This window comes from Chryseobacterium sediminis (genome assembly GCF_008386505.1).
Classification (GTDB): Bacteria; Bacteroidota; Bacteroidia; order Flavobacteriales; family Weeksellaceae; genus Chryseobacterium; species Chryseobacterium sediminis.
The window spans coordinates 2,078,407-2,104,847 of record NZ_VUNZ01000001.1 but is presented as its reverse complement, the minus strand read 5'-3'; the positions used below and the strand labels follow the sequence as shown (position 1 = coordinate 2,104,847).

The window sequence follows — 26,441 nt, the reverse complement described above, 5'->3', positions numbered from 1 at the left end:
ATGATAAATTACTTTTGATTTTTGCGCATTGCTTTAATCAGCTTGTCATTACGTTTATCTGCTCTTTCATTGTTTAAAGAAAGAACGGCCCATATGGCGGCAGGAAGCCATCCGATCAACGTAATCTGTAAAATAAGGCAGATAATTCCGGTGAGAACTTTTCCGCGGACGATGAAGGATAAGAAAGGAAGTAATATGGCTAATAACATAGTTTTAAATTTTAATTGAACAGATTTTAACGGGATTGAGGATCAAAATAAGCTTTAAAAGTAAGCGGATCTTCAGTTTTATCTTCAGCTTCTTCAAGGTATTCTAAATATTCTTCCTGATGCTTCTCCATATAAACAAGTACAATAGCCAGGTTTACAAACAGATTTTTGTCTTTAGAACCTAATTGTAAAGCCATCTTTAAATACTCCAGAGCTTTTTCGTTTTCTCCCATATCGGAATAAATAGCACCTATATTAATCAAAGCCGAAGTGTTTTCAGGCTCAATAAGTAAAATTTCATCCAGTTCTTTGACTAGCAGATCATTCAAAGTGTCCCAATGGTCTTCATTTTCCCATCTTTTAGCCTGAAGTTTTTTTACGTTTTCTAATCTTAGTGTTATTGTACTCATTATTTAAAATTACAGAATGGATGATTGCTTTGTATACTGTACAAATTTAGCTTTCTTAAAATAGATAGGTTAGTTTTTTTAATATGGTTAAAAAATTATTCTTTAAGACCATCCAGTATGGCTGCTTTCAGGATTTCAATGTTGATATCTTTCAGAGCTTTGAATTTAATGCAATATCCGGTTACGCTGGCTTTCCCTATTTTATCACCGTAGGTTGTGGCGAGATAGCTCTTATCAGCAATGTTAAGAACATAGATTGAAATTCCGGTGGTGTTGGCGCTCATTCCAATCTGATAAAAATCTTTGGTTTTTCCGTCGGTATATTGTATGGTATAGAATCCATATCCGATATTAGGATTGGAAACGGTCTTATTTTCACTGTTTTTACCATCAAGAAACCACAGCTGGCATGCGGGTATAAGCTCCAGAATGATTTGGTGGAGTTCCTGCATATCATTGCGTTTCTTTTCAGGCTGAGTGTTGATATACTCTTTGATTTGTTCTTGGATGGTCATGTGAAATAGGAGATTATTGAGCGACTAATTTATATATTTTCAAGGGAATCTAAAGGCTTAAGATCAAAAAAAGAACAGCAAAATGCTGTTCTTTTTATATTTATTTTTTTGTTACAATCTGAACTTAGGTCTTATCCAAAAGCTCTTTTCAACAAGCTCTCTACTTTCGGCTCACTGCCTCTGAAATTTTTATAAAGCTCCATTGGATCTTTTGTTCCTCCGGAAGAAAGCAATACTTTATACTTAGCTGCAATTTCAGGATTGAAGATTCCGTTTTCTTTGAAATACTGGAAAGCGTCAGCATCCAAAACTTCTGCCCATTTGTAAGAATAATATCCGGCAGAATATCCGCCCTGGAAAATGTGGGAGAAACTTGGGCTCATGGCCGTTTCAGAATTGGAAGGGTAAAGTGTTGTCGCTTTGGTATACTTATCCTCAAAATCTTTTATGCTTTCGTTCTTCAACTCTTCAACTTTGGTATGGTAGTTCATGTCCAGAAGCCCGAAACCTAGCTGTCTTAAGGTTTGATAACCTTCCATGAAGTTTTTAGACTGTTCTATTTTTTCAATTTTCTCGTCAGGAAGTACTTCTCCGGTTTTATAATGCTTGGCGAATGTTTTTAAGAACTCGGGTTCATAACAGAAGTTTTCAAGAAACTGAGACGGAAGTTCCACAAAATCCCATTTTACAGAAGTTCCGGAAAGGGTAGGATATTGAGTATCTGCCATCATTCCGTGAAGAGCATGCCCGAATTCGTGGAACAATGTAGTCACTTCCTGGAATGTCAGTAAACTTGGAGTATCTTTTGTCGGTTTGCTGAAATTACAAACGATTGAGATATGCGGACGGGAATTTTCACCATTTTGTTTATACTGATTTTTGTAGCTGGTCATCCATGCACCGGCTCTTTTCCCTTTTCTTGGGAAATAATCAACATATAATAATGCTTTGTAGCTGCCAGCCTGAGCAGAGCCGAAGGCATCTTTTACTTCATATACTTTTACATCTTCGTGGTATTTAGGAATATCATTTTTTTCCTCAAAAGTTAGTCCGAAAAGCTTTCCTGCCAGTCCGAATACGGCTTCCTGTACCTGATCTAATGGGAAGTAAGGTTTTAATTCCTCATCATTCAGATCGAATTTTTGTTTACGAAGTTTTTCAGCATAGAATGCGTGGTCATACCCTTGCATTTCTTCAATTCCGTCAGCTTTGGCTAAAGATTTTAATTCTTCAATTTCTTTATCAGCATAAGGTTTTGCTTTGGTTAAAAGCTCGTTTAAGAAATCAAAAACTTTTACCGGAGATTTCGCCATTCTTTCTTCCAGAACAAAATCTGCATAGTTTTTATATCCGATAAGTTCAGCTTTCTGCTGTTTTAGAGTAAGCAATTCTTTGATCAGGTTCTGATTGTCAAACTCTCCGCCATCAAAGGATTTTTTACCGTTTGCCAGCGCCAGTTCCTTTCTCAGCTCACGGTTTTCAGCATACGTCATAAACGGAATATAGCTTGGATATTGCAAAGTTACTACCCAGCCTTCCAGATTTCTTTCCTTAGCTTCCTCAGCATATTGATCAATGATAGCCTCAGGAATTCCGGCAAGATCTTCTTTATTGGTGATGTGTTTGAAATAAGCATTCGTAGAAGCCAGAACATTCTGCCCGAACTGTAAAGATTTTAAAGAAAGATCCATGCTGATTTTCTTTAATGTTTCTTTGTCTTCCTCATTCAGTAAAGCTCCACTTCTTACAAAACCTTTGTAGGTCTCATTCAGAAGCATTTCCTGTTCTTCGTTGAGATTATAGTTGTCCTTTTCATCATATACTTTTTTGATTTTGTTGAAAAGGGCTTCGTTTTGAGATATTTTTGAAGAATATTCCGTTAAGATCGGAGAAACCTCCTGAGCAATCTGCTGAATTTCATCGCTGGTTTCTGCAGAATTTAAGTTGAAAAAAATATTAGAAACCACATCCAGCTGTTCCCCTGAGTATGCCAATGCTTCAATCACATTTTCAAAAGTGGGTGCTTCAGGATTGTTGACAATGGCATCAATTTCTGCTTCGGATTTTTGAATCAGTTCTTTAAATGCCGGAAGATAATCTTCATTTTTAATGTCACTGAATGGAGCTGAATGATATGGAGTGGTAAATTTTTCTGTTAAAATATTCATTTTTTGATTTTTTATAAAAGGTAAATGTAATGATTCATTGGGAATCACAGCTGAAACGCTCAAAAATAATGCCTTACTCACAAGTTATGACAAAAATACTTATCTTTAAATAATCTTGTCATATGGAAAGTGGGAGTGATGTGGGAATATTTAATTTTGAGAACAGATTTAAAATAAATAACCTTAAATATATAGACTATGAAAACACTCTTAAAAATCATCGGTGCCATCATCGTGCTGATTCTCATCTATGCTGTAATTGCGGTGCTGGCTTTCAGTAAAGATTACCATTATGAAAAATCTATTGTCATCAACGCTCCAAAAGAAAAAGTATGGACCTATGTGGGCTCATTAAAAGGATATAACCAATGGGATCCTTTTTCTAAAGCTGATAAAAATATTGTGATTACCTATTCGGGAGACGGAGATAAAGTAGGAGATTCTTACCATTGGAAAGGAGATAAAAATGTGGGCGAAGGAGAGCAGGCAATTACTGAGATTGTACCGGAGCAAAAAATGGCAACAAAACTTCACTTTATAGCACCGTTTGAAGGAGATATGAAAGCCAATTTCATTGTAACTCCCGAAGGCAGCGGAACAAAAGTGACCTGGATGATTGATAATGAACTGAACGCTATGATGAAGATTATGAAACCAATGATGAATAGCAATATGGATAAAATGTTTAGTCAGGGACTGGGAGACCTGAAAAAACTTGCTGAAAAATAAAATGAAAGCCTTGTAAATTTTACAAGGCTTTTTTACAATCGTTTTTTTATATTAAGTCAAAGAAATATTATTCAAAAATATTATCTTTATATAAAGAATCGATTGTATGGAGAAGATTGTATTTGAAAAAAGTGATATCAGAGACTTTGTGAAAACCACTATCGCAGAGAAAATTGAAAAGCTTAAAAACTTTATCGAATTTACCCTGGAGGCCAGCCGTGACATCAAAAAAACTCCGAAATATGACAGCATGAGAGAAGAAATGCAGGAGGAGATTTATCAGATGCAGCGACAGCTGGGGGCTTTGAATGATCTTAAAAGAAATATGGCAAAAGTACTGAATACCGCTACAGAAAGAGTACAGCTTGGCTCACTGGTGATCACCAATAAGGCCCGGTTTTATATATCTGTGTCATTAGGAGAGTTCTTTTTTGAAGGAGACCGGTTCTATGCAATCTCTCCTGAAAGTCCCATGGCCAAAAAAATGATGGGCATGAAATCAGGCGATGAATTTACCTTAAACAAAATTCATCAGAAGGTTATAGAGGTTTTGTAAAAGTAAAAAGTAATTTTGATAAGCTTCCAGCATCTATCACCCGGCTCAACATTAAACTTCCTTCATTCCGCTTCCTGCTTCCATCTTTTTCGTAATTTTGTTACATGAATAAAGCATCCATTTTAAAAGAAATCATAGAGCAAAGAAGAAGTATTTTCCCAAAAGATTATACTGATGTAGAAATATCTCAGGAAGTCATTGATGAAATTTTACATTCAGCAACACTGGCCCCGAATCATAAAAGAACAAAGCCTTGGCGTTTTAAAATATTTAAAGGAGAAGAGAAAATACAGCTGGCTTCAGAAATGCAGGCTATTTATAAAGCAATTACACCCGAACAACTTTTCTTAGAAAAAAAATACAATGATATTGGTTTTAAAATCAATAAAGCCAATGTTGTAGTTTCTATCGTAGTCAACTTCAGTGGTATGGTTCCTGAATGGGAGGAAATAGCCGCTGTTTCAATGGCGGTTCAGAACATGTATCTTACCTGTACGGCAAATAATATCGGATGCTATTGGAGTTCTCCTAAAATTGTAGATGAGTTGAAAGATTCTCTTACCATCGAAGAAAACCAGAAGTGTCTTGGACTTTTCTACATGGGTGAAGTGTAAATGAAGAATATTTACAGAAATTGTAATGAGGAAGATTTGCATGCTGCTTATCTTCATATGACTGACCATACCGGTAAAGTCAATGATGAGTTGCGTGAAGCCATCAGTCAAAAATTCAATTATGATGAATTTGTAAAAATAGCTGAGTACAGGAAAATCTTAGTTAAAGAAAAAGGGAGAGTTGCATTTGAGGTTCACAATAGAGTACAGAAAGGGGAGAATATAAATGTCATTCTTAAAAATATCTCCTCAGAAATGATCGGAAGTAGTGAGCTGAAGGTTTTTATTCTTGATAAATTTGATCAATTTTCAAAGGTAAAGGAGAATGATAAATTAGATAAAGAAACAATTTATAAAAGCCTTTTGGGACTTGTAATAGCTTCTGTTACCGGACTTCTTTTCTTAAAAGCGATAATTGTATCTACAGGACAATTTTCATTTTTTTTACTAATACCTGTTTATATCATAAATTATTTTGTAATCTATGGAATTACAGGAAAGACACGAGATAATTTTGTGGTTTTTATGGCTGTTTTAATTTCTGTCATTGTTTCAACCATTTTATCTTTTGCCCTGCTTGGTTAAAAAATAATTTGAATTTATAAAACTTTTTGTCTTAAGCTTTTTACTTCAAACTTTTTTACTATCTTTGCACTCTTAAATATTTAACTGGGACGAGTTCCCGTAAAATTCAAACATTATGTCAGTAAAAATCAGATTACAAAGACACGGTAAAAAAGGAAAACCTTTTTTCCACATCGTGGTTGCAGATTCTAGAGCTAGAAGAGATGGTAGATTCATCGAAAAACTAGGAACTTACAACCCAATTACTAATCCGGCAACTATCGAATTGAACGTTGATTCTGCTGTACAGTGGTTAAACAACGGGGCTCAGCCTACTGATACTGCTAGAGCTATTCTATCTTACAAAGGGGCTCTTTACAAAAAACACTTACAAGGTGGTGTAGCTAAAGGTGCTTTTGACGAAGCTGAAGCTGAAAAAAGATTCAATGCTTGGGTAGAAGCTAAAGATGCTAAAGTACAAGGTAAAGTAGAAGGTTTAGCAACTGCTAAAGCTGATGCTAAGAAAGCTGCTTTAGAAGCTGAAGTAAAAGTAAACGAAGCTAGAGTTGCTGCTGCTGCACAAGCTGAAGCTGATGCTAAAGCTGCTGAAGAGGCTGCAAACGCACCTGCTGAAGAAGTTGTTGCTGAAGCTACAGAAGGAGAAGCTCCTGCTGCTGAAACTGAAGAAAACACTGAAGCTTAAGACCAAACCCTGTTATGCGTAAAGAAGATTGCTATTTTTTAGGTAAAATCACACGCAGACATGGACTTGCGGGTAACGTAATCCTTAAATTGGATACCGATCAACCCGAGCTTTACAATAAATTGGAATCAATATTCGTTGAAATCAACGGATTATTGGTTCCATTTTTTATTGAAAGATCATCATGGAGCAAACTTGATGCTCTGAATCTTGCATTCAAAAACTCTTCTGAGGCTATGGTAGATCAGGTATTGGGTAAAAGTGTTTACCTTCCGCTTGCTTCACTACCTAAACTTTCAGGAAAACAATTCTATTACCACGAAATCATCGGATTTGAAATTTTTGACCAAAATGATAACAACTGTGGTGTGATCAGATCTGTAAACGATCAGACAGCGCAGGTGTATTTCATTACAAATCTGGATGGAAAAGAAGTGGTTATTCCTATGATCAAAGACTGGATTCTTGAAGTTGACAGGGAAGAAAGAATAATCAAAATGGAACTTCCTGAAGGTCTTATTGATGTTTTTCTGATTCCATCTAAAAAAGATGAATAATTTTGCATAAGCAATAATCTCTTCTTTCTCCCTTTATAATTACTCATTACTGATTTTCATTACTCATTTTACCACTTATCATCAGGGCGGGTAAAAGATATTCCTGTACCATTTTTTCGACTTGTGAGTGGGCGTAAGGTTTATTGTAAGCTTGTGCGGTAATTACCATGACAACCGGTATTTTAGTGAAGATAATAATTTTGTTTCCCCCATTTCCGCTGGACTGAAAAGCTTCATAACTATTGTTTCCTACCGTGTAAACTTTTCTCCAGAATAAATATCCATACCCTTCAAAATCAGGATTATCCGTGAAATAATTGGTGAAAGATTTCTTAATCCAATCTTGAGTCAAAATAGTTTTTCCATTCCAAATTCCATTGTTGCTGTACAGCTGCCCGAATTTTGCAAAATCAAGAGCTTTCATACGTAGTCCTCCCGCCAGAGAAGGTTTTTGCTGCGGTGTAAACTGCCATTTATAATTTGTGATTCCAAGGGGTTGAAATAACTTTTTGTCAGCATAGTTTTTTAAGCCTTGCGGAACAGTTTTATCCAGAATATCTCCGGTCACAACAACTCCGGCAGTAAAGTAACTCCAGTTTTTTCCTATTGTATTCTCTGTCATTGGCAGATCTAATGTGAAATTCACCCAATTTTCGGTAGGATACATATTTTCTTCATTTCCCGCAGATTCAGAGTTTTCATCGTTTCCTTCAAATCCCGAACTCATTGTCAATAAGCTTTTTATAGTAACGTTGTCTTTTTGGGAAGAATAGTTTTTAAACTGTTTCAGGTCATAAAAATCTTTCAGGTATTGATTTTCGCTTTTTAAATATCCTTCTTTGACAGCAATTCCTGTTAATGCTGAGGAAAATGATTTACCTACAGAGCGGGTATCCTGCAAAGAATCTCTTCCGGATCCGTTGAAATATTCTTCCAGAAGCAGTTTTCCGTCTTTTATAATGACAATTCCGGTTATATTTTTAAACCTGTTTTCTGCAATTTTTTTATTCAGGCTTCTGATAGTTTCTGTGTTGAATTTTTCCTGAGAAACCTTCCATCCGCTGTTGGATTGAATGGGTTGAATAGCAATTTTCTGCTCAGGAATATGTTGGGAAGGAACATTGAGATTGATCTGCCCTTTTGCAATAACAGGTCCTGTCTTGATTGTTGAATCATTGAGATACGGGCGTATTTCAATGGCTAAAATATGATTCCCTTCCGTAAGAGCATCAATTCCGTTATGAGCCATATAGAAACGCATCCATAAATATCTTCCCCATGAATCTTCATTTTTACTGCTGAGAAGAGGAATTTGCAATGCAGTTTTGATTTTTTTATTTTCTGCTGTACCTGCACCCGTATTGAGATTTTCTTTATAGATCAGATTTCCGTCTACATAAAATGAGAATTGATAATTTCCTTTTTTGAGCAGTTCATCAACTGTCCAATTGGGTTCAAGCTGATGCAGATAGTTGACAAGAGAGTTGTCAAAAAAAGCATGAATACTAAGATCTCCATTTTCCTGAAAGAGAGAAGAGCTGAGAAAGTCCGAATCTTTCAGGCTTCCAAGAGCAATGGATTTATTAAGGAAAATAATTTTTCCGATATTATTTTTTTGAATTGGATTTTCAATTTTTTCAGAGTTGACTATATTTTTATTTTGTCCGTGATAAAGGTAAAATGTAAAAATAAAGATCAATAATAGAATAGGTTTCATTACAAGAAGTATTTAAACAAAAGTAACAAACTTCTTCATGGTAAAATAGAATGAAATTAACATTGCTGTTTTATTATTTGCGATCTATTCTAATTGAACAGTTTTCTAAATTCTCCTGGAGATTGATTGGTTTTTTGTTTAAAGAGCTTACTGAAAGACTGTGGATGTTCAAATCCCAATTCATAAGCAATTTCACTTACAGATAAATTGGTGGTACTCAAACGTTCTTTGGCAGAATCAATCAATTTATTCTGAATATGCTGTTGGGTATTTTGCTGTGTATGTAAGCGGAGTAGGGTTCCGAGATAATTAGGTGAAATATTCATCTGTTCAGCAATACATTTCACGGATGGAATGCCATTTTCAAGAAGATTTCCGTCTTCAAAATATTGGGAAAGAATGTCTTCAAACTTATACAGCAATTCATGACTTGATTTTTTTCTGGTGAAAAACTGCCGCTCATAAAAACGTTCAGAATAAATCAGTAATAATTCAATCTGTGAAATAATCAGCTCCTGTGTAAATTTATCAGTATTTGTAAGATATTCACGCTCAATATTTTTAAGAATATCAATAAGGATTTTTTCTTCTTTATTGGAAAGAAAAAGAGCTTCTTTTACCTGATAACTGAAAAAATCATAAGACTTTATTTTTTTTGTTAGTGAAGTATTCCACAGAAAATCGGGGTGTATCAACAATAGAAATCCGGTAGGTTCCACTTCAACATCAGGATTGATTTCAAGACTTAAATATTGCTGGGGTGAAACAAAACACAGCACTCCTGAATTAAAATCATACTGTTGCTGCCCATAGTTGAACTTTGGGCTGACATTTTTTTTAAGACCAATTGAATAAAAATTCTGAATCCACTTCAGTTCATTATCATCCACTACATAACGGACTTTGCTGTAATCTATCAAACTGATCAGCGGATGCTCAGGATTCGGAAGACTACAGAAAGCATGAAAATCTGAAATAGAATTAAAACGAACAGGCTGTTTCATAATAGCGAAGTTAAGTGTTTTTGTAAAAAGTGTAATGCATGATATCATAAAACCCTCAACTCCGGTCAGGCTGACTTCTAAAGTTTTATATTTAATTCATCCGATTAAAATAGTAAGTATTAGAATCATCCTGAGCGGAGTGGAAGGATAGTATCAAATTAAATCGCAGTAGAAACAGTAAGGTTTTCCCATTTCTCAGCATCTTTCTTTAAGATATCAATCTTATTATTCAGAAACTCCAGAGTTCCTACACCCAATAATAAATGTACAGGCGGATTTTTCTCTTTACTGATCTGAATCAGTACATCAGCTGCCTTTTCCGGATCATTAGGCTGATTTCCGTTGATGTCATTAAGATGGGCCTGTTCAGAATTTCTTGCCGCTTCATACGCCTGAATAGGATTGGCAGGTGTTTTCACAGAATCTTTAGTTAAAAAATCTGTACGGAAATATCCGGGATACACAACGGTAGCATGGATTCCGAAATCTTTTACTTCTTCAGCCAAAGCTTCAGTAAATCCGGCAACAGCAAATTTTGTTGAACAGTAAATTCCCCATCCCGGAAAATTAGCAGAATATCCGCCAACAGAAGAAATATTGAAGATGTTTCCTGATCTTTGCTCACGAAGATAAGGCATGGCATTTCTGATCACATTTAAGGTTCCGAAAACGTTCACTGCATAATTTTCTCTGGCTTCTTCATCGGTAAGCTCTTCCAGAGTTCCGATTTGTCCATAGCCTGCATTATTGACAACCACATCAATTTTTCCGAAATGCTCAACCGTTTTTGCAATGGCAGATTTTATATCATTATTGTTTGTGATGTTGACGCTAAGCGGAAGGAAGTTTTCAGAAGTTTCTCCGATAGTGGAGATCAGGGATTCAACGGTACGGCTTGTTGCAGCAACCTGAAATCCTTCGGATAATAATTTTTTTACCAACTCGAATCCTAAGCCCTTTGAAGCTCCTGTCACGAACCATACTTTTTTTGTTTCCATTTTTAAATATTTTTTTGTTTAAATGATGGTACAAAGATGAAAAGTTACAGAAGGGAAAATGTATCCAAATCGGGGAATGATGTATCCAAATCGTGAATGGTGATTTTATATCATGTAAATACAGATAAATTTTAATGAATTTTCAGAAGGTTTCTGTATTTCAATGGCGTAATTCCTATATTTTCTTTGAAACATCGGGTAAAATGACTCTGATCTGCAAAACCGCACTCCAAAGCAATATCCGTTAGTGAAAAAGGGGAATTGAGAAGTTCCATTGATTTATTAATCTTTAATTTCCTGAGGTATTCGCCCAGGTTGCAATGAAAGTATTTATGGAAGTCCCTGCTTAAATGTATAGGGTGAATGTTCAGTGTTTTAGAAAGTTCGGTAAGATTCAGGCTTTCTGTAAAGCTTTCATGTAAAATTTCATTGATCTGGCCTACCCAAACTGGTTTTCTATCAGCACTTTCCTTCTGGTGGGTTAATTGACTGAAAAGATGCAATAATAACTGATTGACAGCCAGTTCAAAAGATAAATCATTGGTTTTGGTTTCTTTGAACATCTGATAAACCAGTAATTTTAAAGCAGGATCTTTGATATTAAAACTGCCTTCTACTTTATTTTTCTGAATATCAAAACGGTCAAACCAGCTTTGCGAAAGTTCAAGGTGGAAGCCTCTGGTAAAAATTTCCGGTTTAATATTGTAATGCGGATCTTCCCAATGATGGTACAATAACGTTCCTGCAGAACAGCCATACGTCTCTTTTCTGTTTCCTTCTGTCATATTGCCCTGAAGAAGAAAAGTAAAATAAGCATTTTCATGATAATGCCAGTCCACGTAAGGGTGAGTATACTCCGTATCAGTGATAGTCAATCCTTCTAAATTGACCAATTGATTGGTTTCTCCAAAATATTCGCCTTTACGAAGAGTATTCATGATAAATTCTGTTTTAATCGGTCAATCTGTTCATACATTTTATTAAAAAACATTTTCCTTTCCCGGTTTCCGGATTCGTTCAGTGATCTCGAGTTCTTGATCTGATGCTCAAAATAGCTCAGAGAATCTTCACACGTGATTTTATCATTGGTCATCATATATCCAAACATACTGAAAGGAACAAAAAAAGAACATTGCTGCTCATTTTTAAATAAAATACTGTTGTTTAAAATTACTAAATCATTGACATATATCTGGAAATTAGTTTTTTCCAGTGTTTTTATTTCGAGACCTTCCAGTAATTTTTTCAGGTCATCAAGGATAAGATCCACATCTTTTTTCTTTAATAATCCCATCTCATAATAGAACGAGATTTGTCTTAAGGCACTCATAATCGTAGTGTCATTCCAGATTTCGGTTACATTTTGTTTGTCATAAAGATCTTTCAGCATTTCATTTTTTACAGAATGATATTCCATATTAAACTCATGAAAAGGGCTTAGAAATTTGTCCTGATTTAGTAAGTTCATCCAGACATAAAACTTGAAACGGGATAATATTGAATCTGAAATAGTATAAAAAAACGGGATGTCTTTTGCGGAATAAAATACTTTGGAATTTGTAATATTCTGGAAAACATTCAAAATTTTCAAAGAGTTTTCAAAATAATTTAATAGATCTTCGGTGGTTTTTACAGGTTGTGTTCTTTTGACAACAAGCTGGTTTTCTGTACCCAGAAACTGATCCAATGAAATCTGATAGTATTTGGCAAGCTCCAGCGCTTCTTCAAAGCTGAACTTGGCTTTCAAAGAAGTTCTTCTGTGCGCCGCATCATAACTGATATTCAAAATGTTGGCAATCTCATCATTTAAAGATCTTTCTCCGATTTTTCTTCGGATTTCCTTCAATAGAGCTTCCTGGTGCATAGTTTTGTGATTTTCACAAATGTAGTATTTTTTTTAATTTTTTTTCACATTCAGAACTGTGCTTTCTGCTGATAATTTTGAAATGTAATTTTAAAATAATGAGTTATGAAAACACGAATTTTATTAATAGCAGTTCTTTTATTCAATAGTCTGGTCTATGCATCAGACAGCTTAAAAGTAGATTCTTTAAAACCGAGACTGATTGCGGCTTCTCCTTCAAAGAATGTCAGAAATGTCAACGGAATTTTATTTAAATACTATGATGAGGAAGATCATTTTAAGCCTAAAAAAGTAAATGGATTAGGGCTGGGGTTCAATATTATAGGGGTCTTTCTTCCACCGCTTATGCTTTTTACGTTCCAGTCACCAGGCAGCTGGAGTCTTGATGATGATTATGTAATAGTTCCTCGTGAAAAGATGAATAAAATCAATGGACTTCAATTGTCTCTGATCAATATGGAACCTACCGTCACCAATGGTCTGGAGATTAATGTTTCGAGTAATATCAATACGTATGCGGTGACTAACGGAATGTCTGTTTCTCCATTTTTTAATCTGCATCATGAAATGAAAGGTATTTCTGTAGCACCATTGGCTAATGTTGGCCAAAAATGCAGAGGAATACAGATAGGATTGTATAATAAATGCAGTGATTTCCGAGGAATACAAATCGGTGGTTGGAATGAAAACGGAAGGAGAAAGCTGCCTCTTATCAACGGGAATTTCAAGAAACAGAAAACAAATAAGATGTTATGAAAAAGCTTATTCTAATCACAGGAATATTTCTTTGTGGCTTTCTGAAAGCTCAATTTGAAGAAATCAAAGAGAAAAAATGGCTGGTCATTCTTCTCAGTACAAGAATTGAAGGGACTTCGTTAGATAATAAAGCCTTTCTGTCAATAGGAACAAAACTTACTGATGGTGATAAAAATTACTACAGCTTAAGAGGTCACTTTAACTGGTGGGATGAAAGAAAGCTACTGGTCATTCCTGAGTTTGATTATTTCAGAAAAGTTGTTTCCTTTGAGGATGGGGTAGAAGTATCAGCCTTATATGCTGGTGTGGGAGTTTCACCTTATGCGGTTTCGCCTAAAGCCGGGATCAATTTTTACCATTTCTTTTGTGCAGAATTTGGGTACAACTTTGAATATAATACCTATAAGCCTTTTCCCATTAAAGGATTCCGCTATGGTATGGGAATTAATCTCGTCTTTTAAATGATAAACACAATGATTATGAAACCAGAAATAAGATTCAAAAAAATAGCCTCTCCCTTTTATTCGGAATTGCGTGAAGAGGTGAAAATATTGCTGACGGATGAAGTGACAAAAAAGGCCGGCAGATTAATGATTACGAAATTTATGTGCTATGCTTTGAGCTTTCTGCTGTTTTATGCCAATCTTTTTAATCCTCATATGGAAGATAAGAATTGGGCGGTGGCATTAAATTATATTGCCTTGGGACTTACAGGAATATTATTGGCTTTTAATTGTGCTCATGACTGTGTACACAATACATTTTCCAGGTATAAAAAAGTGAATCAGATTATTTATTATATCACATTTAACCTGCAGGGAGTGAATGCAAGATTGTGGAGAAAAAGACATATTGCCTCTCATCATGTGTTTCCTAATGTGGATGGCTGTGATGCGGATATTGATGATAATGTTTTTTTACGGTTGTCTGCACATCATCCCAAAAGAAAAATACATGCTTACCAACATTTGTATGCTACTCTGCTGTATTGTTTTTACACTTTACATTGGATTATGATTAAAGATTTTATTTATGTCAGGAAAAAAGAATTGGCTAACCTTAGAAATCAGACTCATTCATTTATGTCTGTAGCGGAAGTTGTTCTTTTAAAATTAGCTTACTTCATCTATATGCTGGTTTTACCCGTTTTTTTTACTTCCATTCCGGTGATGACGATTCTCTTCTCGTTCATTATTATGCATGTGACCATTTCGTTATTCTTTGTACTGACTTTGATTATTTCCCACCTGAGTCTTGAAACAGATTTTCCAAAAGCCGATGATGAAGGTTATCTTCCTTATGATTATTATGAACATCAATTAGCTGTATCTCTTGATTATCATCCAACCAGCAGATTGGCGAACTGGATTTTTGGAGGATTTAATTCCCATGCAGCTCATCATCTTTTTCCAGGCCTACCACATACTGTTTATACAATTATTACTCCGGTTATCAAAAAAGCAGCGCTCAGAAACAACTTTCCATACCATGAGAAAAGTATTGTGGATGCCGTGGTTTCACACTATCAGTATCTCAAAAAATTAAGCAAATGATGTTGAACCTTTAAATTATTAAATCATGAAAAATTATAAACTGATATTATTTTTACTGATGTTATCCACCCGTGTTTTTTCACAAAATACCAGTAATGATACTTTGAATATTAATAAAGAAGAGTCTTTTGACTATAAAAAATATTATGACTGCGATTTTGGAGAAGGAAACGTTTTGATTGTGATCAAGAAAGGGAAAGAATTTACAGATCTTAAAGAATTAAAAAAATCAGGGAAAGGTTTTGCCATCAAAATGGAAGCCATCTACAGTATGGAATTTACGGATGGGAAAAGATATGAATCCAGTGTGGTGAAAAAAATTACACAGGATAGTCTTTCAATCACGAATTTTTTTAACGAAAATGCTGCTAAGCTCGCGGGGGAAACCTTTACACAAATTACTTATCCTCTTTCATCTCTGAAATATATCCGCTTTATTGATGACCGGATGCTGTCTCTCTACAGCAAAAAAAATATCCAGAAAAATTTTGACCTGATCGTGAAAAAAATGGACCGCGCGAAAATGTGTCCTGCTATTATTCAGTTTAAAGACAGAAACGGAGAGATGAAAGTCTGTCATTTTTATCTGACATCTCAGGGATATGATCTTCTTTACGAGAATAACGGAAGAGTATATTATCTTGAAGGAAAAGTAGAATGGAAATGATTTTAAAGAGAGTATAATCTTGAGGTTTTACTCTCTTTTTATAGATTTATCCATATAAATTTTAATGATAATATTGACTAATACTCAGAAAAAGCAAAAGTAGTAGTGTATCTAGTGAAGAAAAATAATATTTTTGTAATATAGCTAGGATGAATGATGAAAATAAAACTTTTATTACTGTTTTTGATTATCGGGAGCGTGTTCTTTCATGCACAAACCCATAATATAGAAAAAAATATCCCGGAACACCGTACTTATGAAGAATTGGAAAAAGAATTCTATGGCAGCCGTATAGAAGAAGGAAACAGTAAAAGTATTGCAGACTCTTATCTTAAAAAGGCAAAATCTGAAAAAAATACAACTCAGATTGCTGAAGGATATGTTATGCTTCATTTTGAAGAGAACTTACCTAATGCTTTAAAATATCTTGACAGCTTACAGCATATTACCAAAAATTCTAAAGAAAATACCTATCCGGCCAGAATTTATCTTTTAAAAGGAAATCTTTATTTTAGAAATGATAATCTCCAGTCTGCATTGAATAATTATATTTTGGGACTGAAATATGCAAAAGAAAAAGGAAATAAAAGGCAGATTGCCATGGCCCACATCAGTATTGCCTATCTCAACAATTATATCGGGAAACATGCAGAGACTGCAAAAGTACTGAGGCACTATGCTTATGATGCCGATTATATGAATAAAGATGAGAAAAATTCTCTCAAACTGAATCTGGCTGATGCTTATATAGAGATCAATAAAATGGATTCTGCCTATGCATTGATACAGGAAGGTTTACAGGATTCTAAGAAAAATAAAGATATTTACCGTTATCATCAGAATCTTGGACTGCTGGGATATTATTACCTGCATTCCAAAAATTATCAGAAAGCTATCGATGGTTTATTGGAGTGTGAAAAATATTTTTTTACCAATAATAATGGCAGCAAAAGAAATCATAATTATACTCTTTTATATCTGGGAAAATCCTATGCCGGGCTTCAGGAAAAAGAAAAAGCAGTAGGTTTTTTCCGGAAGATTGATTCTCTGGTTCTTAAAACAAATTATATCTATCCGGAGCTGAGGGAGGTATATACTTACCTGATTGATTATTATAAAGAAAACGATGATAAAGAAAAACAGCTGTATTATGTGGATCGGTTTTTTAAAGTTGATAAGGTTTTAGATACTCAGTTCAGATACATTTCCAGAGAGCTTCCCAGAAGGTATGATACTCCGGAACTGCAGCAGGAGAAAGAAGACATTACCAATGAGCTTACCAAAAGAAAGAGTCTGTTTTATATTGTACTCAGTCTTTTATTAATATCACATCTCCTGTTTATCAACGTCTATTTTAAATACAAAAAATCCGAAAAGAACTATAAAAAGATAGCTCAGGATCTTATTCAGTCTGTTAATGAAAATAGGGTAGGAAAAAATAGAGATCAGGAAACAGGAAAAGAAATTCAATCTGAGATGCTTCCTGTAGAAAATACGGAAAATTCTGAGGAAAGAACACCCAGAACAATTTCTGAAGATATTGCCCAGACCATTTTAAAAGAACTTGACATTTTTGAAAGCAAAGACCAGTTTTTAAATAAAGGAATTACTTTGGGAAGTCTTGCCAAAAAAATAAAAACAAACTCAAAATATTTGTCAGAAATTATCAATACCTACAAAGGGAAAAATTTTGCAACATATCTTAATGATCTCCGTATTGATTATGCCATCAGCAGATTGGCCAATGACAAAAAATTCAGGTCCTATAAAATTCCTTTTATTGCAGAAGAATTAGGATATAATAACGAACAGGCTTTCACTTTAGCCTTCAAAAAACGAACCGGAACTCCTCTTTCTATCTATCTGAAAGAAATCGAAAACATGTCTTCAAATTAGGTTTAATTTTCTGGTATTCATTTAATTAATGTTTATAGATTCATGATTTTAGGTATATAAATTTATGAATCTATAAACCATTCACTTGTGTCATTATTTCACTTCCTGCATCTTTGCTTCAGGTAAAAACACAACCATTTATTTTGTATGTGTACAGTACAGAATAACAGTTTCGGACTACCTGCTAATTAAAAGATCAGGGTTAGGAGCTGGATAACAAAATTATTAATGAAACTGGTAAAAGTGAGAAAATATGACCAGGAAAAAAGAAACATAAGTATGACATAATTATTCAGAAGTTAGAGATGTAAATGAGTGGTGTATCATTAAAAAAATCATAAATAAGTAAGACAAATTCGCAGAATCCATCCACAGTGTTTAAAAGTATAGTATAGTTTAATAGATGGATTCATGACCTGTAGTTTACCATGAAATTATTATTTAAAAACTAATAACCATTTCAATAAATTAAAACTAATTCCATGAAAACTCAGAATAAAGTAAAATTTATTCTTTCTAAAAGTGATAGTGTAGTGTGTTCACTCCGGGTCAATGCGGATTTTATTGAAGTTCAGGACAATATTGAGTGGAAATGTAACCTGAAAATGAAGAAGAGTCTGCAGCAGAAAAAAGGTAAATTTCCTGAACTGAAAGTTTAAATACTTGTTAAATGATTTTTAAAGACGGCGCAATCATCAAGTTGCGCTGTTTTTTTGTAACTTTGCAGACATTAATTTTTATATAAAAAATTTATCATCAACAAATGAAAAAGCAAACGATCAAAGAAGTCCTAAAGGATTACAAGAAAGTATTACATCATGACATTACAGTTTACGGATGGGTAAGATCATTCCGTGCAAATCGCTTTATTGCGCTTAATGATGGTTCTACGATTAATAATTTGCAGATAGTTGTTGATTTCGAAAATTTTGATGAAGCAATCATCAAGAATATCAGTACCGCTTCTTCCCTGAAAGTAGTAGGTGAAGTAGTGGAAAGCCAGGGAGCAGGACAGTCTGTGGAAATTATCGCTAAAAAAATTATTGTTTTAGGAGATAACTTTACAGAAGAACTTCAGAGTACAATTCTTCAGCCTAAAAAACACAGCCTTGAAAAGCTTCGTGAGCAGGCACACTTAAGATTCAGAACAAACCTTTTTGGAGCGGTGTTCAGAGTACGTCATGCAGTTAGTTTTGCGGTTCACTCATTCTTTAACCAAAACCAGTTCTTCTATATCAACACACCGGTTATTACCGGAGCAGATGCAGAAGGAGCAGGAGAAATGTTCGGGGTAACAAACTTCGACCTGAACAATATGCCGAGAACTGAAGAAGGAGAGATTGATTTTGCACAGGATTTCTTCGGTAAAAAAACAAACCTTACCGTTTCAGGACAGCTTGAAGGAGAAACTGCCGCCATGGGATTAGGAAGAATCTATACATTCGGACCTACTTTCCGTGCTGAAAATTCCAACACAACAAGACACCTTGCGGAGTTCTGGATGATTGAGCCGGAAGTGGCATTCAACAACCTTGAAGACAATATCGACCTTGCGGAAGATTTCTTAAAATATGTGATCCAGTATGTATTGGATAACTGTAAAGATGATCTTGAGTTCTTAGATAACCGTTTTGCAGAAGAACAGAAAACAAAACCGGAAAAAGAAAGAGCAAAAGAAGGTCTTATCGAAAAACTTCAGAATGTAGTGGCTAAGCGTTTCAAGCGTGTAAGCTATACAGAAGCAATAGAAATCCTATTGAACTCAAAAGAAAACAAAAAAGGAAAATTTGCTTACCCGGTTGAAAAATGGGGAACAGACCTTCAGTCTGAGCATGAAAGATATCTTGTTGAAAAACATTTTGAAAGCCCGGTAGTATTATTTGACTATCCGAAAGAAATCAAAGCTTTCTATATGAAACTGAACGATGACAACAAAACCGTTGCCGCTATGGATGTTCTTTTCCCTGGTATTGGTGAGATCATCGGTGGATCTGAAAGAGAAGCAAGATTGGATGTTTTAAAACAGAAAATGGCAGATATGCATGTAGATGAACACGAACTTTGGTGGTATCTTGATACCAGAAAATTTGGTTCTGTGCCGCATGCCGGCTTTGGTTTAGGATTGGAAAGATTAGTTCTTTTCGTAACCGGAATGACGAATATCAGAGATGTAATTCCTTTCCCAAGAACGCCGAAAAGCGCTGAATTCTAGAACAATAAAAAAAAGCCTTAATCACAAGTTAAGGCTTTTTTTATTTTTCAATAGTTTATTAAGATGGGATGTGTACTGCAAAAATCATGCTAAATACGTTTTTTGTCAAATAAATTTATTAAATTCGTAGAATATGTTATGTTAAAACGCAAATAAGAATATGCTTAAACAACACTTACAACTCAAATTAGGACAAAAGCTGGCCCCTCAGCAAATCCAGTTGATGAAGCTTATTCAACTTCATACTCTTGAATTTGAAGAGGAGCTAGAGAGAGAGTTAGAAGAAAACCCGGCTTTGGAAATTGCGAAAGATGATTCTAAGGAAGATGAATATTCTTCCCTGGAAGACGCTTATAAGGATGAGGGTACGGAAAGCATTGAAACAGATTTCGACGTCAATGAATATATCTATGACGATGAACCAAGCTATAAAACCGCATCCAGCAACTATTCTCCGGATGATGAAGAATTTGATAACGAAAGTCTTCTCACGGAGGGACAGTCCTTATACGACTATCTTACAGAACAGATTCATCTTGTTAATATCAGTGATGAAGATCTGAAAATTGCAGAATATCTTATCGGGAACTTAGATACAGACGGATATCTTAGAAGAGAAATTAAGTCTATTGTTGATGATCTGGCCTTCTCACAAGGAATTTATACCACTAAAGAAAGAGTGGAGGATATTCTTGAAAATTATGTTCAGAAACTGGATCCGCCTGGAGTAGGAGCAAGAGGACTGCAGGAATGTTTATTGCTGCAAATTGAAAAGAAAGTAAGCTCAGATAAAGCGGTTTCTTTAGCTGCCAATATTTTGAGACATCAGTTTGAAGCCCTGACGAATAAGCACTATAACAAGATCATTCAGAAATATGATATTGAAGAAGAAGATCTGAAAGACGCACTGGAAGAAATTTCAAAATTATCCCCGAAAGTAGGAGGAAACTTCGATACACAAACCATTACAATTAATCAGGAAATTATTCCGGATTTTGTGATTCAGGTAAAAGACGGATTAGTGATTCCTATGCTTAACAGCAAAAATGCACCTACTTTAAGAGTTTCTGAAGAATATAAAGATATTCTGACTACCTATTCCCATGATAAAAATTCATCGGAACATAAACAGGCAGCATTATTTATCAAGCAGAAACTGGATGCCGCAAAATGGTATATTGATGCTATTAATCAGCGTCAGAATACCCTATTACAGACGATTACGGCGATTGTAAAATTCCAGAAGGATTATTTCATTACCGGAGACGAAAAATCTCTGAAACCAATGATCTTAAAGGATGTTGCAGATATTACAGGATTTGATATTTCAACCATTTCAAGAGTGGTAAAAAGTAAGTATGCAGATACCCCTAATGGTATTGTATATCTTAAAGACCTGTTTTCAGACAGCTTAACGAATGATGACGGAGAAGAAGTTTCTACCAAAGAGATCAAAACCCATCTTCAGGAAGTAATCAACAAAGAAAATAAAAGAAAGCCACTTACAGATGATGCATTAGTGGTAATTCTAAAAGAACAAGGATATAATATTGCCAGAAGAACGATTGCAAAATATCGTGAACAGCTTAATATTCCTGTCGCAAGATTAAGAAAAGAACTTTAAAAATATAAAAAAGCATTTCAATTTGAAATGCTTTTTTTATTATCAGTCAAGAGAAAAAAGATCTATTATTGATTATCGTTTTTATTTGCGTTGAATCAATCTTTAAAACTACCTAATTCAAGCTCTTTCATAGAGATCTCCCGCATTTCAACCTTTCTTATTTTTCCGGAAATAGTCATTGGGAATTCATCTACAAACTTCCAGTATTTTGGTACTTTATAGTGGGCAATTCTTCCCTTGCAGTATTCCTGCAGTTCTTCAGCGGTGATGGTAAAACCTTTTCTCACTTTTATCCAGGCCATCACTTCTTCCCCAAACCTTTCACTTGGAACTCCAATAATCTGAACATCGAGAATGTTGGTGTATGTATATAAAAAATCTTCAATTTCCTTAGGTGAAATATTTTCTCCACCACGGATGATAAGGTCTTTTATTCGTCCTGAAATGGTAATATATCCGTCTTTGTCCATTACTGCCATATCTCCGGTATGCATCCAGCGGGCATCATCCAGCACCTTTTTAGTGTTTTCAGGATCATTCCAGTATTTCAGCATCACAGAATAGCCTCTTGTACAAAGCTCGCCATGTTCCCCGCGTTTCAGGGTTCTGCCATTTTCATCAACAATTTTTATCTCAAGATGATCCTGAACAGTTCCCACAGTACTGACTTGCTTTTCCAGTGGTGTTCCTATTAAAGTCTGGGTAGACACGGGTGAAGTTTCCGTCATTCCGTAGCAGATGCTCATTTCTTTAATATTCATCAGGCTCTCAACCTTTTTCATAATCTCCGGAGGACATACTGATCCTGCCATGACACCTGTTCTTAAGCTTGAAAAATCATACTTATCAAAATCTTTTACTGCCAGTTCAGCAATAAACATGGTAGGAACGCCATACAGAGAAGTACATTTTTCGTCAGAAACAGCTTTTAACGTAATTTCCGGATCAAAACTGTCGTTGGGAATTACCATGCAGGCTCCGTGGGCAGTGCAGCACATATTTCCGATAACCATGCCAAAACAATGATAAAAAGGAACAGGAATACAAACCCGGTCTTTCTCAGTATATTTTAATCTGATTCCGATAAAATAACCGTTGTTGAGAATATTATGATGAGAAAGAGTAACACCTTTAGGAAAACCTGTCGTTCCGGAAGTATATTGGATGTTAACAGGATCATCAAACTGTACATGCTCTTCAAAACTGTGAAGAACTTCATCAGAAATATCCTGACCGTTATTGACAAATGCTTCCCAGTTTTCATCAAAGAATATCTCATGCTCAAGGGTAGGGCATACTTCTTTGGCATACTCAACCATTTCTTTGTAGTTGCTGCTTTTAAAACTTAAAGAAGAAAAAATAAAGCGAACTTCAGACTGATTAAGAACATACGTAAGTTCATGAGTCCTGTAGGCCGGATTGATATTGACTAAAATAGTTCCTATTCTCGCAGTGGCATACTGCAAAAGAACCCATTCATAACGATTGGAAGACCAGATTCCGATTCTGTCACCGGCTTTTGCTCCCAAAAGCAGTAAAGCCTTTGCAACAGCGGTTGTCTGATTGTAAAATTCCTGATAAGTAGCTCTGTAATTCTGATGAACACAGACTAATGCTTCCTGATGAGGGTATTTTTCGACAGTACTTTTAAGATTGGCTCCGATGGTCTGTCCTAATAACGGAACCTCAGAAGTTCCATACACATAAGATAAGGGCATAGTTTAAGATTTGGTGGGCTAAAATTAATAATTATATCCCGAAATATGCCTATGTATATTAACTTTCCTGAGAATCTATTTCTTTAAGCTGCTTTAAATTTTTATCAAGCTTTTTAATAATTGTGCCATATACCAGTCTGTAATAAAGCCAGATCATGGATATACCTAATAAAGTACTGACAATAATTCCTACGATAATGATAGTAAGATTCGAGCCGCTAGGCTGTATATTCTGAGAATTTAAAGTGTAAAATATAAATGCAGTCAATACAAACGTGAATATCAATAATAATACAATACTGATCAGAATAAAAGCATTAACGGTTGTTTTGAATTTTATAATTCTGGTGATAAGCCCCTTCAGATTTTCCTCAATCTTAATTCTTCTGTAATTCTGGTAGAATTTTAATACAAAATATGCTGTGATCAATAAACTTAAAACCTTTATAGCTAAATAAGCATGACCGAAGTTATTTTCTACTTCCGGAGCTTCCTGTGCGCCTAATCTTTCCAGCATTTTACGGAAACTGTCTGATTCTTCTTCCGGGAAAAGATAAAACAGACCCAATACGGAAAAGAACAAAAATTCTACAACGCTGATCCAGAAAATATACTTGATGTAATTACGTGATTTTCTATTCAACATCTGGAGAATCTCCTTGTCGTCATATTTAGGCTGGACAGGTTGTTCCTGCCATGTTTTTTTAAAACTATCTAGATCAAATTCAGGCATATTTTTCCATCTGTTCTTTAAGGGTTTTCTTTAATCTGTTCATTTTCACACGTGCATTGACTTCAGTGATACCGAGGTTTTCTGCAATATCCTTGTAAGGCAGATCGTCAAGATACATCATGACAATGGCTCTTTCAACATTAGGAAGAGTCTTGATTACAGTATACAAAAGTGATACCTGTTGCTGTTTGTCATCGTCATCTTCCACAAAATCCTTGTGGTTGATGTCCAGCTCATTTGTAGGAAGACTTTTGCTTTTTTTTCTAAAGAGGGTAATGGCTGTATTGAGCGCTACACGATACATCCATGTGGAAATCTTGGAATTTCCTTTAAAGGAATCATAACTTCTCCAAAGCTGTAACACAATTTCCTGGAAAAGATCCTCTTCATCTTCCAGAGAATTGGTATAAAGGCGCGATACCTTGATAATCAGACCTTGATTATCCTTGATAAGCTTCGCAAATTCTTTTTCTCTGGAATCCATAGATGTATAATGGCACGAAGATAATAATAAAGTGGTAACTGATGAAAATTATAATGTAAAATCGTAAAAATGTGAAAAAAAGAGAATTAACAATTTAGATGTCTCTGCTGCTCCGGCTTTCTACGCTTTCTATGCGAAATTTATGTATCTTTGCATCCGCGAGAAAATCGGCTTGTTGATTTCCTGTTTTACGGGAGGTAGGAAAGTCCGGACACCATAGAGCAGCAAAGCGGATAACATCCGTCACCCGTGAGGGTAGGACAAGTGCAACAGAAAGCAGGTACAGTTCGGCTGTAGTGAAACCAGGTAAACTCTTTGCGGTGCAATGGTAAGTATATCGGTTCTTTTCAGTAATGGAAATAGGGGCGGCTCGTCCTGAAAACCGAGGGGTAATCAGCTCAAGTGTTGCAGCAATGTAACACGTAGATAAATAACAGGCACTTCTTCGGAAGTACAAAATCCGGCTTATAGATTTTCTCGTGATTTTTTTAACCGAAAGGAAACAGACAGAAATCTGAGGTTCAGTACTATTACCTCAAATTTCTATCCTTTATTTTTGTTTGAATTATTCGCTTTCCAATTGCCTTTTAGATTCCTGTAACTCCTGCTTGTCCTTATCAGAAAGTGTAGGGTATTTGAGATTCATTTTTTCAAGGGTATCAATAATGATCTGGATAGCAGCTACTCTTGCAAACCATTTGCTGTCGGCAGGAAGTACATACCATGGAGCATGATCTTTTGATGTTTCATTGATTGCCGTTTCATAAGCTTCCATATATTGATCAAATAATGCCCTTTCCGGGAGGTCTCCTGCAGAGAATTTCCAGTTTTTTTCCTGTTCATCAATTCTGTCCAGCAGCCTTTTTTTCTGCTCATCCTTAGAAACATGTAAAAAGATTTTTACAACGGTTGTACCATTCTGCGCAAGGTGTTTTTCAAAATTTCTGATACTTTCATATCTGTTTTCCCAGAATTTATTATCGAAATCTTTTACCGAAGACCATGTTTTTTCACTTAAATTATATTCAGGATGCACTTTGCAAACGAGAACACTTTCATAATGGGACCGGTTGAAAATCCCGATCATCCCTTTCTGTGGCAATGCGAGATAATGCCTCCATAAAAAATCATGAGAATATTCTTTAGAACTTGGTGTTTTAAAACTGGTCACATTACATCCCTGCGGATTTACCCCTCCGAAAACATGTTCTATCATACTGTCTTTCCCCGCTGCATCCATAGCCTGTAACACAACAAGGAGAGACTGGCTTCCATCAGCATATAATTTTTCTTGTAGTTCACGAAGCTTTTCTTTCTCCTGAATCAGCATTTGTTCTCCATCTTCTTTGGTGAGTTTTCCTTTATAAGATGTTGAAGTTTTTTTTATTGAAAATTTTCCATTTACCTTAAAGTCATCCGAGAAATTGGTGTCCATATATTTTAATATTAAGAGATTAAGAGATTAAGAGATTAAGAGATTAAGAGATTAAGAGATTAAGAGATGTTGCTATTAAAATTCAATAGAAGTGGGGCTTAGCCATCTACTTAAAAAAAATCAAAAAGCTTCGGCCAACATTTGATAAATATTAACATCATTTTCCTGTCACCTGCTACCTGCCACCTCCACAAACATAAATGTAATAAAAAAACCGCCTCAATGGAGACGGTTTTTTTATTTTTTTGAGTAGAGATTACTTCGCAGCAGCTTTTTTAGCTAGTTTAGCAGCTTTTTTCTCAGCTTTAGCAGCTTCTTTCTGCTCCGCAGGAGTCAATACTTTTGCCTCAGCAACAGGAGCAGGAGCATTAGCGTCTACATTACCTTTAATGTAGATTACACTTCTACTGTTTACAGGGTCGTTAGAGAAAACCTCAATCATTTTGTTGAAACCTCCAGGAATAGCAGTGTTGTATCCAACTTTGATCTTAGCGGATTTACCCGGCATGATAGGATCTTGGCTGAACTCAGGAGTTGTACATCCACAAGAAGGCTTTACGTTTGAAAGAATCAAAGGTTTGTCACCTGAATTCGTTACTGTAAAGAATCTTGTACCATCAGCGTTAGGCTTAATAGTACCGTAATCGAAAGTTGTTTTATCAAATGTAATCGTTTGTGCAGATGCAATTGCAAATGTCCCGAATAATGCAATTCCTGCAATTAGTTTTTTCATATTCTTGAATGTTAATACGTTT

The 26,441-nt window shown here is 35.2% G+C and carries 28 protein-coding genes and 1 other RNA gene; 15 read left to right on the top strand and 14 right to left on the bottom strand.

What is annotated here, in order from left to right:
• Positions 1–8 precede the first annotated feature (8 nt).
• The 4 genes from FW780_RS09565 to FW780_RS09550 all read right to left on the bottom strand — a co-directional run bounded on the left by FW780_RS09565 (position 9) and on the right by FW780_RS09550 (position 3,302).
• On the bottom strand, positions 9–209 hold the full coding sequence (locus tag FW780_RS09565; protein WP_047386728.1) for a YqaE/Pmp3 family membrane protein: 201 nt from the start codon (positions 207–209) through the stop codon (positions 9–11).
• A gap of 26 nt (positions 210–235) precedes the next feature.
• Positions 236–619, bottom strand: a complete 384-nt coding sequence (locus FW780_RS09560) for a tetratricopeptide repeat protein (RefSeq protein ID WP_149833373.1) — start codon at positions 617–619, stop codon at positions 236–238.
• 95 nt (positions 620–714) lie between these two features.
• Positions 715–1,134, bottom strand: a complete 420-nt coding sequence (locus tag FW780_RS09555; protein WP_149833372.1) for a DUF1801 domain-containing protein — start codon at positions 1,132–1,134, stop codon at positions 715–717.
• A gap of 131 nt (positions 1,135–1,265) precedes the next feature.
• Entirely contained in the window at positions 1,266–3,302 is a 2,037-nt protein-coding gene (locus tag FW780_RS09550; RefSeq protein WP_149833371.1) for a M3 family metallopeptidase, read from the bottom strand.
• Positions 3,303–3,500: 198 nt separating this feature from the next.
• On the opposite strand from FW780_RS09550, the gene FW780_RS09545 reads away from it, so the two are divergent.
• The 6 genes from FW780_RS09545 to rimM all read left to right on the top strand — a co-directional run bounded on the left by FW780_RS09545 (position 3,501) and on the right by rimM (position 7,025).
• Entirely contained in the window at positions 3,501–4,031 is a 531-nt protein-coding gene (locus FW780_RS09545; RefSeq protein WP_149833370.1) for an SRPBCC family protein, read from the top strand.
• A 106-nt stretch (positions 4,032–4,137) separates the two neighbouring features.
• Entirely contained in the window at positions 4,138–4,587 is a 450-nt protein-coding gene (locus FW780_RS09540; protein ID WP_047420780.1) for a hypothetical protein, read from the top strand.
• A 104-nt stretch (positions 4,588–4,691) separates the two neighbouring features.
• Entirely contained in the window at positions 4,692–5,201 is a 510-nt protein-coding gene (locus FW780_RS09535) for a nitroreductase family protein (RefSeq protein ID WP_149833369.1), read from the top strand.
• The gene (locus tag FW780_RS09530) at positions 5,202–5,786 is read left to right on the top strand and encodes a hypothetical protein (RefSeq protein WP_149833368.1); all 585 of its coding nucleotides are present in this window, start codon (positions 5,202–5,204) and stop codon (positions 5,784–5,786) included. It abuts the gene before it with no gap.
• Between the two features lie 115 nt (positions 5,787–5,901).
• Complete coding sequence (locus tag FW780_RS09525; RefSeq protein WP_149833367.1) at positions 5,902–6,468, top strand: 30S ribosomal protein S16; 567 nt, start codon at positions 5,902–5,904, stop codon at positions 6,466–6,468.
• A gap of 14 nt (positions 6,469–6,482) precedes the next feature.
• Positions 6,483–7,025, top strand: a complete 543-nt coding sequence (rimM, locus tag FW780_RS09520) for a ribosome maturation factor RimM (protein WP_149833366.1) — start codon at positions 6,483–6,485, stop codon at positions 7,023–7,025.
• Positions 7,026–7,071: 46 nt separating this feature from the next.
• On the opposite strand, the gene FW780_RS09515 is transcribed toward rimM, so the two are convergent.
• The 5 genes from FW780_RS09515 to FW780_RS09495 all read right to left on the bottom strand — a co-directional run bounded on the left by FW780_RS09515 (position 7,072) and on the right by FW780_RS09495 (position 12,608).
• The gene (locus FW780_RS09515; protein WP_149833365.1) at positions 7,072–8,742 is read right to left on the bottom strand and encodes a serine hydrolase domain-containing protein; all 1,671 of its coding nucleotides are present in this window, start codon (positions 8,740–8,742) and stop codon (positions 7,072–7,074) included.
• Positions 8,743–8,831: 89 nt separating this feature from the next.
• A complete protein-coding gene (locus FW780_RS09510; protein WP_149833364.1) occupies positions 8,832–9,746 on the bottom strand; it encodes a helix-turn-helix domain-containing protein in 915 nt (304 codons plus the stop codon).
• Positions 9,747–9,904: 158 nt separating this feature from the next.
• On the bottom strand, positions 9,905–10,744 hold the full coding sequence (locus tag FW780_RS09505) for an SDR family NAD(P)-dependent oxidoreductase (protein ID WP_149833363.1): 840 nt from the start codon (positions 10,742–10,744) through the stop codon (positions 9,905–9,907).
• Positions 10,745–10,875: 131 nt separating this feature from the next.
• The gene (locus FW780_RS09500; RefSeq protein ID WP_149833362.1) at positions 10,876–11,682 is read right to left on the bottom strand and encodes a helix-turn-helix transcriptional regulator; all 807 of its coding nucleotides are present in this window, start codon (positions 11,680–11,682) and stop codon (positions 10,876–10,878) included.
• Positions 11,679–12,608, bottom strand: coding sequence for a helix-turn-helix domain-containing protein (locus tag FW780_RS09495; RefSeq protein ID WP_149833361.1), 930 nt, complete (start codon positions 12,606–12,608; stop codon positions 11,679–11,681). The genes FW780_RS09500 and FW780_RS09495 overlap by 4 nt, the downstream gene beginning before the upstream one ends.
• 105 nt (positions 12,609–12,713) lie before the next feature.
• On the opposite strand from FW780_RS09495, the gene FW780_RS09490 reads away from it, so the two are divergent.
• The 8 genes from FW780_RS09490 (at position 12,714) to rpoN (ending at position 21,316) form a co-directional block, all read left to right on the top strand.
• Positions 12,714–13,364, top strand: a complete 651-nt coding sequence (locus tag FW780_RS09490) for an LA_2272 family surface repeat-containing protein (RefSeq protein WP_149833360.1) — start codon at positions 12,714–12,716, stop codon at positions 13,362–13,364.
• Complete coding sequence (locus FW780_RS09485; protein ID WP_149833359.1) at positions 13,361–13,825, top strand: hypothetical protein; 465 nt, start codon at positions 13,361–13,363, stop codon at positions 13,823–13,825. Before FW780_RS09490 ends, FW780_RS09485 begins: the two co-directional genes overlap by 4 nt.
• Positions 13,826–13,843: 18 nt before the next feature.
• On the top strand, positions 13,844–14,917 hold the full coding sequence (locus FW780_RS09480; protein ID WP_167510669.1) for a fatty acid desaturase family protein: 1,074 nt from the start codon (positions 13,844–13,846) through the stop codon (positions 14,915–14,917).
• Between the two features lie 25 nt (positions 14,918–14,942).
• Complete coding sequence (locus FW780_RS09475; protein WP_149833357.1) at positions 14,943–15,584, top strand: hypothetical protein; 642 nt, start codon at positions 14,943–14,945, stop codon at positions 15,582–15,584.
• Positions 15,585–15,737: 153 nt separating this feature from the next.
• Entirely contained in the window at positions 15,738–17,480 is a 1,743-nt protein-coding gene (locus FW780_RS09470; protein WP_149833356.1) for an AraC family transcriptional regulator, read from the top strand.
• 482 nt (positions 17,481–17,962) lie between these two features.
• Entirely contained in the window at positions 17,963–18,139 is a 177-nt protein-coding gene (locus FW780_RS22380; RefSeq protein ID WP_167510668.1) for a hypothetical protein, read from the top strand.
• Between the two features lie 104 nt (positions 18,140–18,243).
• A complete protein-coding gene (asnS, locus tag FW780_RS09465; RefSeq protein WP_149833355.1) occupies positions 18,244–19,692 on the top strand; it encodes an asparagine--tRNA ligase in 1,449 nt (482 codons plus the stop codon).
• A 160-nt stretch (positions 19,693–19,852) separates the two neighbouring features.
• Positions 19,853–21,316, top strand: a complete 1,464-nt coding sequence (gene rpoN, locus FW780_RS09460) for an RNA polymerase factor sigma-54 (protein WP_149833354.1) — start codon at positions 19,853–19,855, stop codon at positions 21,314–21,316.
• A gap of 95 nt (positions 21,317–21,411) precedes the next feature.
• Here the strand turns inward: rpoN and FW780_RS09455 are convergent, their stop codons facing one another.
• From FW780_RS09455 to FW780_RS09445, 3 genes are read right to left on the bottom strand one after another with little or no spacing between them, the layout of a single operon-like run.
• A complete protein-coding gene (locus FW780_RS09455) occupies positions 21,412–23,034 on the bottom strand; it encodes an AMP-binding protein (protein ID WP_149833353.1) in 1,623 nt (540 codons plus the stop codon).
• Positions 23,035–23,092: 58 nt separating this feature from the next.
• Positions 23,093–23,767 carry a beta-carotene 15,15'-monooxygenase gene (locus tag FW780_RS09450; RefSeq protein WP_149833352.1) on the bottom strand — a complete coding sequence of 225 codons (675 nt, stop codon included), beginning with the start codon at positions 23,765–23,767 and terminating at the stop codon, positions 23,093–23,095.
• The gene (locus tag FW780_RS09445; RefSeq protein WP_047420794.1) at positions 23,760–24,251 is read right to left on the bottom strand and encodes an RNA polymerase sigma factor; all 492 of its coding nucleotides are present in this window, start codon (positions 24,249–24,251) and stop codon (positions 23,760–23,762) included. Before FW780_RS09445 ends, FW780_RS09450 begins: the two co-directional genes overlap by 8 nt.
• Before the next feature lie 159 nt (positions 24,252–24,410).
• Between FW780_RS09445 and rnpB the strand changes: the two genes are divergently transcribed.
• Positions 24,411–24,735, top strand: an RNA gene (gene rnpB, locus FW780_RS09440) — RNase P RNA component class A.
• Between the two features lie 81 nt (positions 24,736–24,816).
• Here rnpB and FW780_RS09435 read toward each other — a convergent pair.
• Positions 24,817–25,686 (bottom strand): polyphosphate kinase 2 family protein, encoded by an 870-nt coding sequence (locus tag FW780_RS09435; RefSeq protein WP_149833351.1) that lies wholly within the window; start codon positions 25,684–25,686, stop codon positions 24,817–24,819.
• A 256-nt stretch (positions 25,687–25,942) separates the two neighbouring features.
• Positions 25,943–26,419: a DUF1573 domain-containing protein gene (locus FW780_RS09430; RefSeq protein WP_047386795.1), complete on the bottom strand. Its 477-nt coding sequence runs from the start codon at positions 26,417–26,419 to the stop codon at positions 25,943–25,945.
• Positions 26,420–26,441 lie beyond the last annotated feature (22 nt).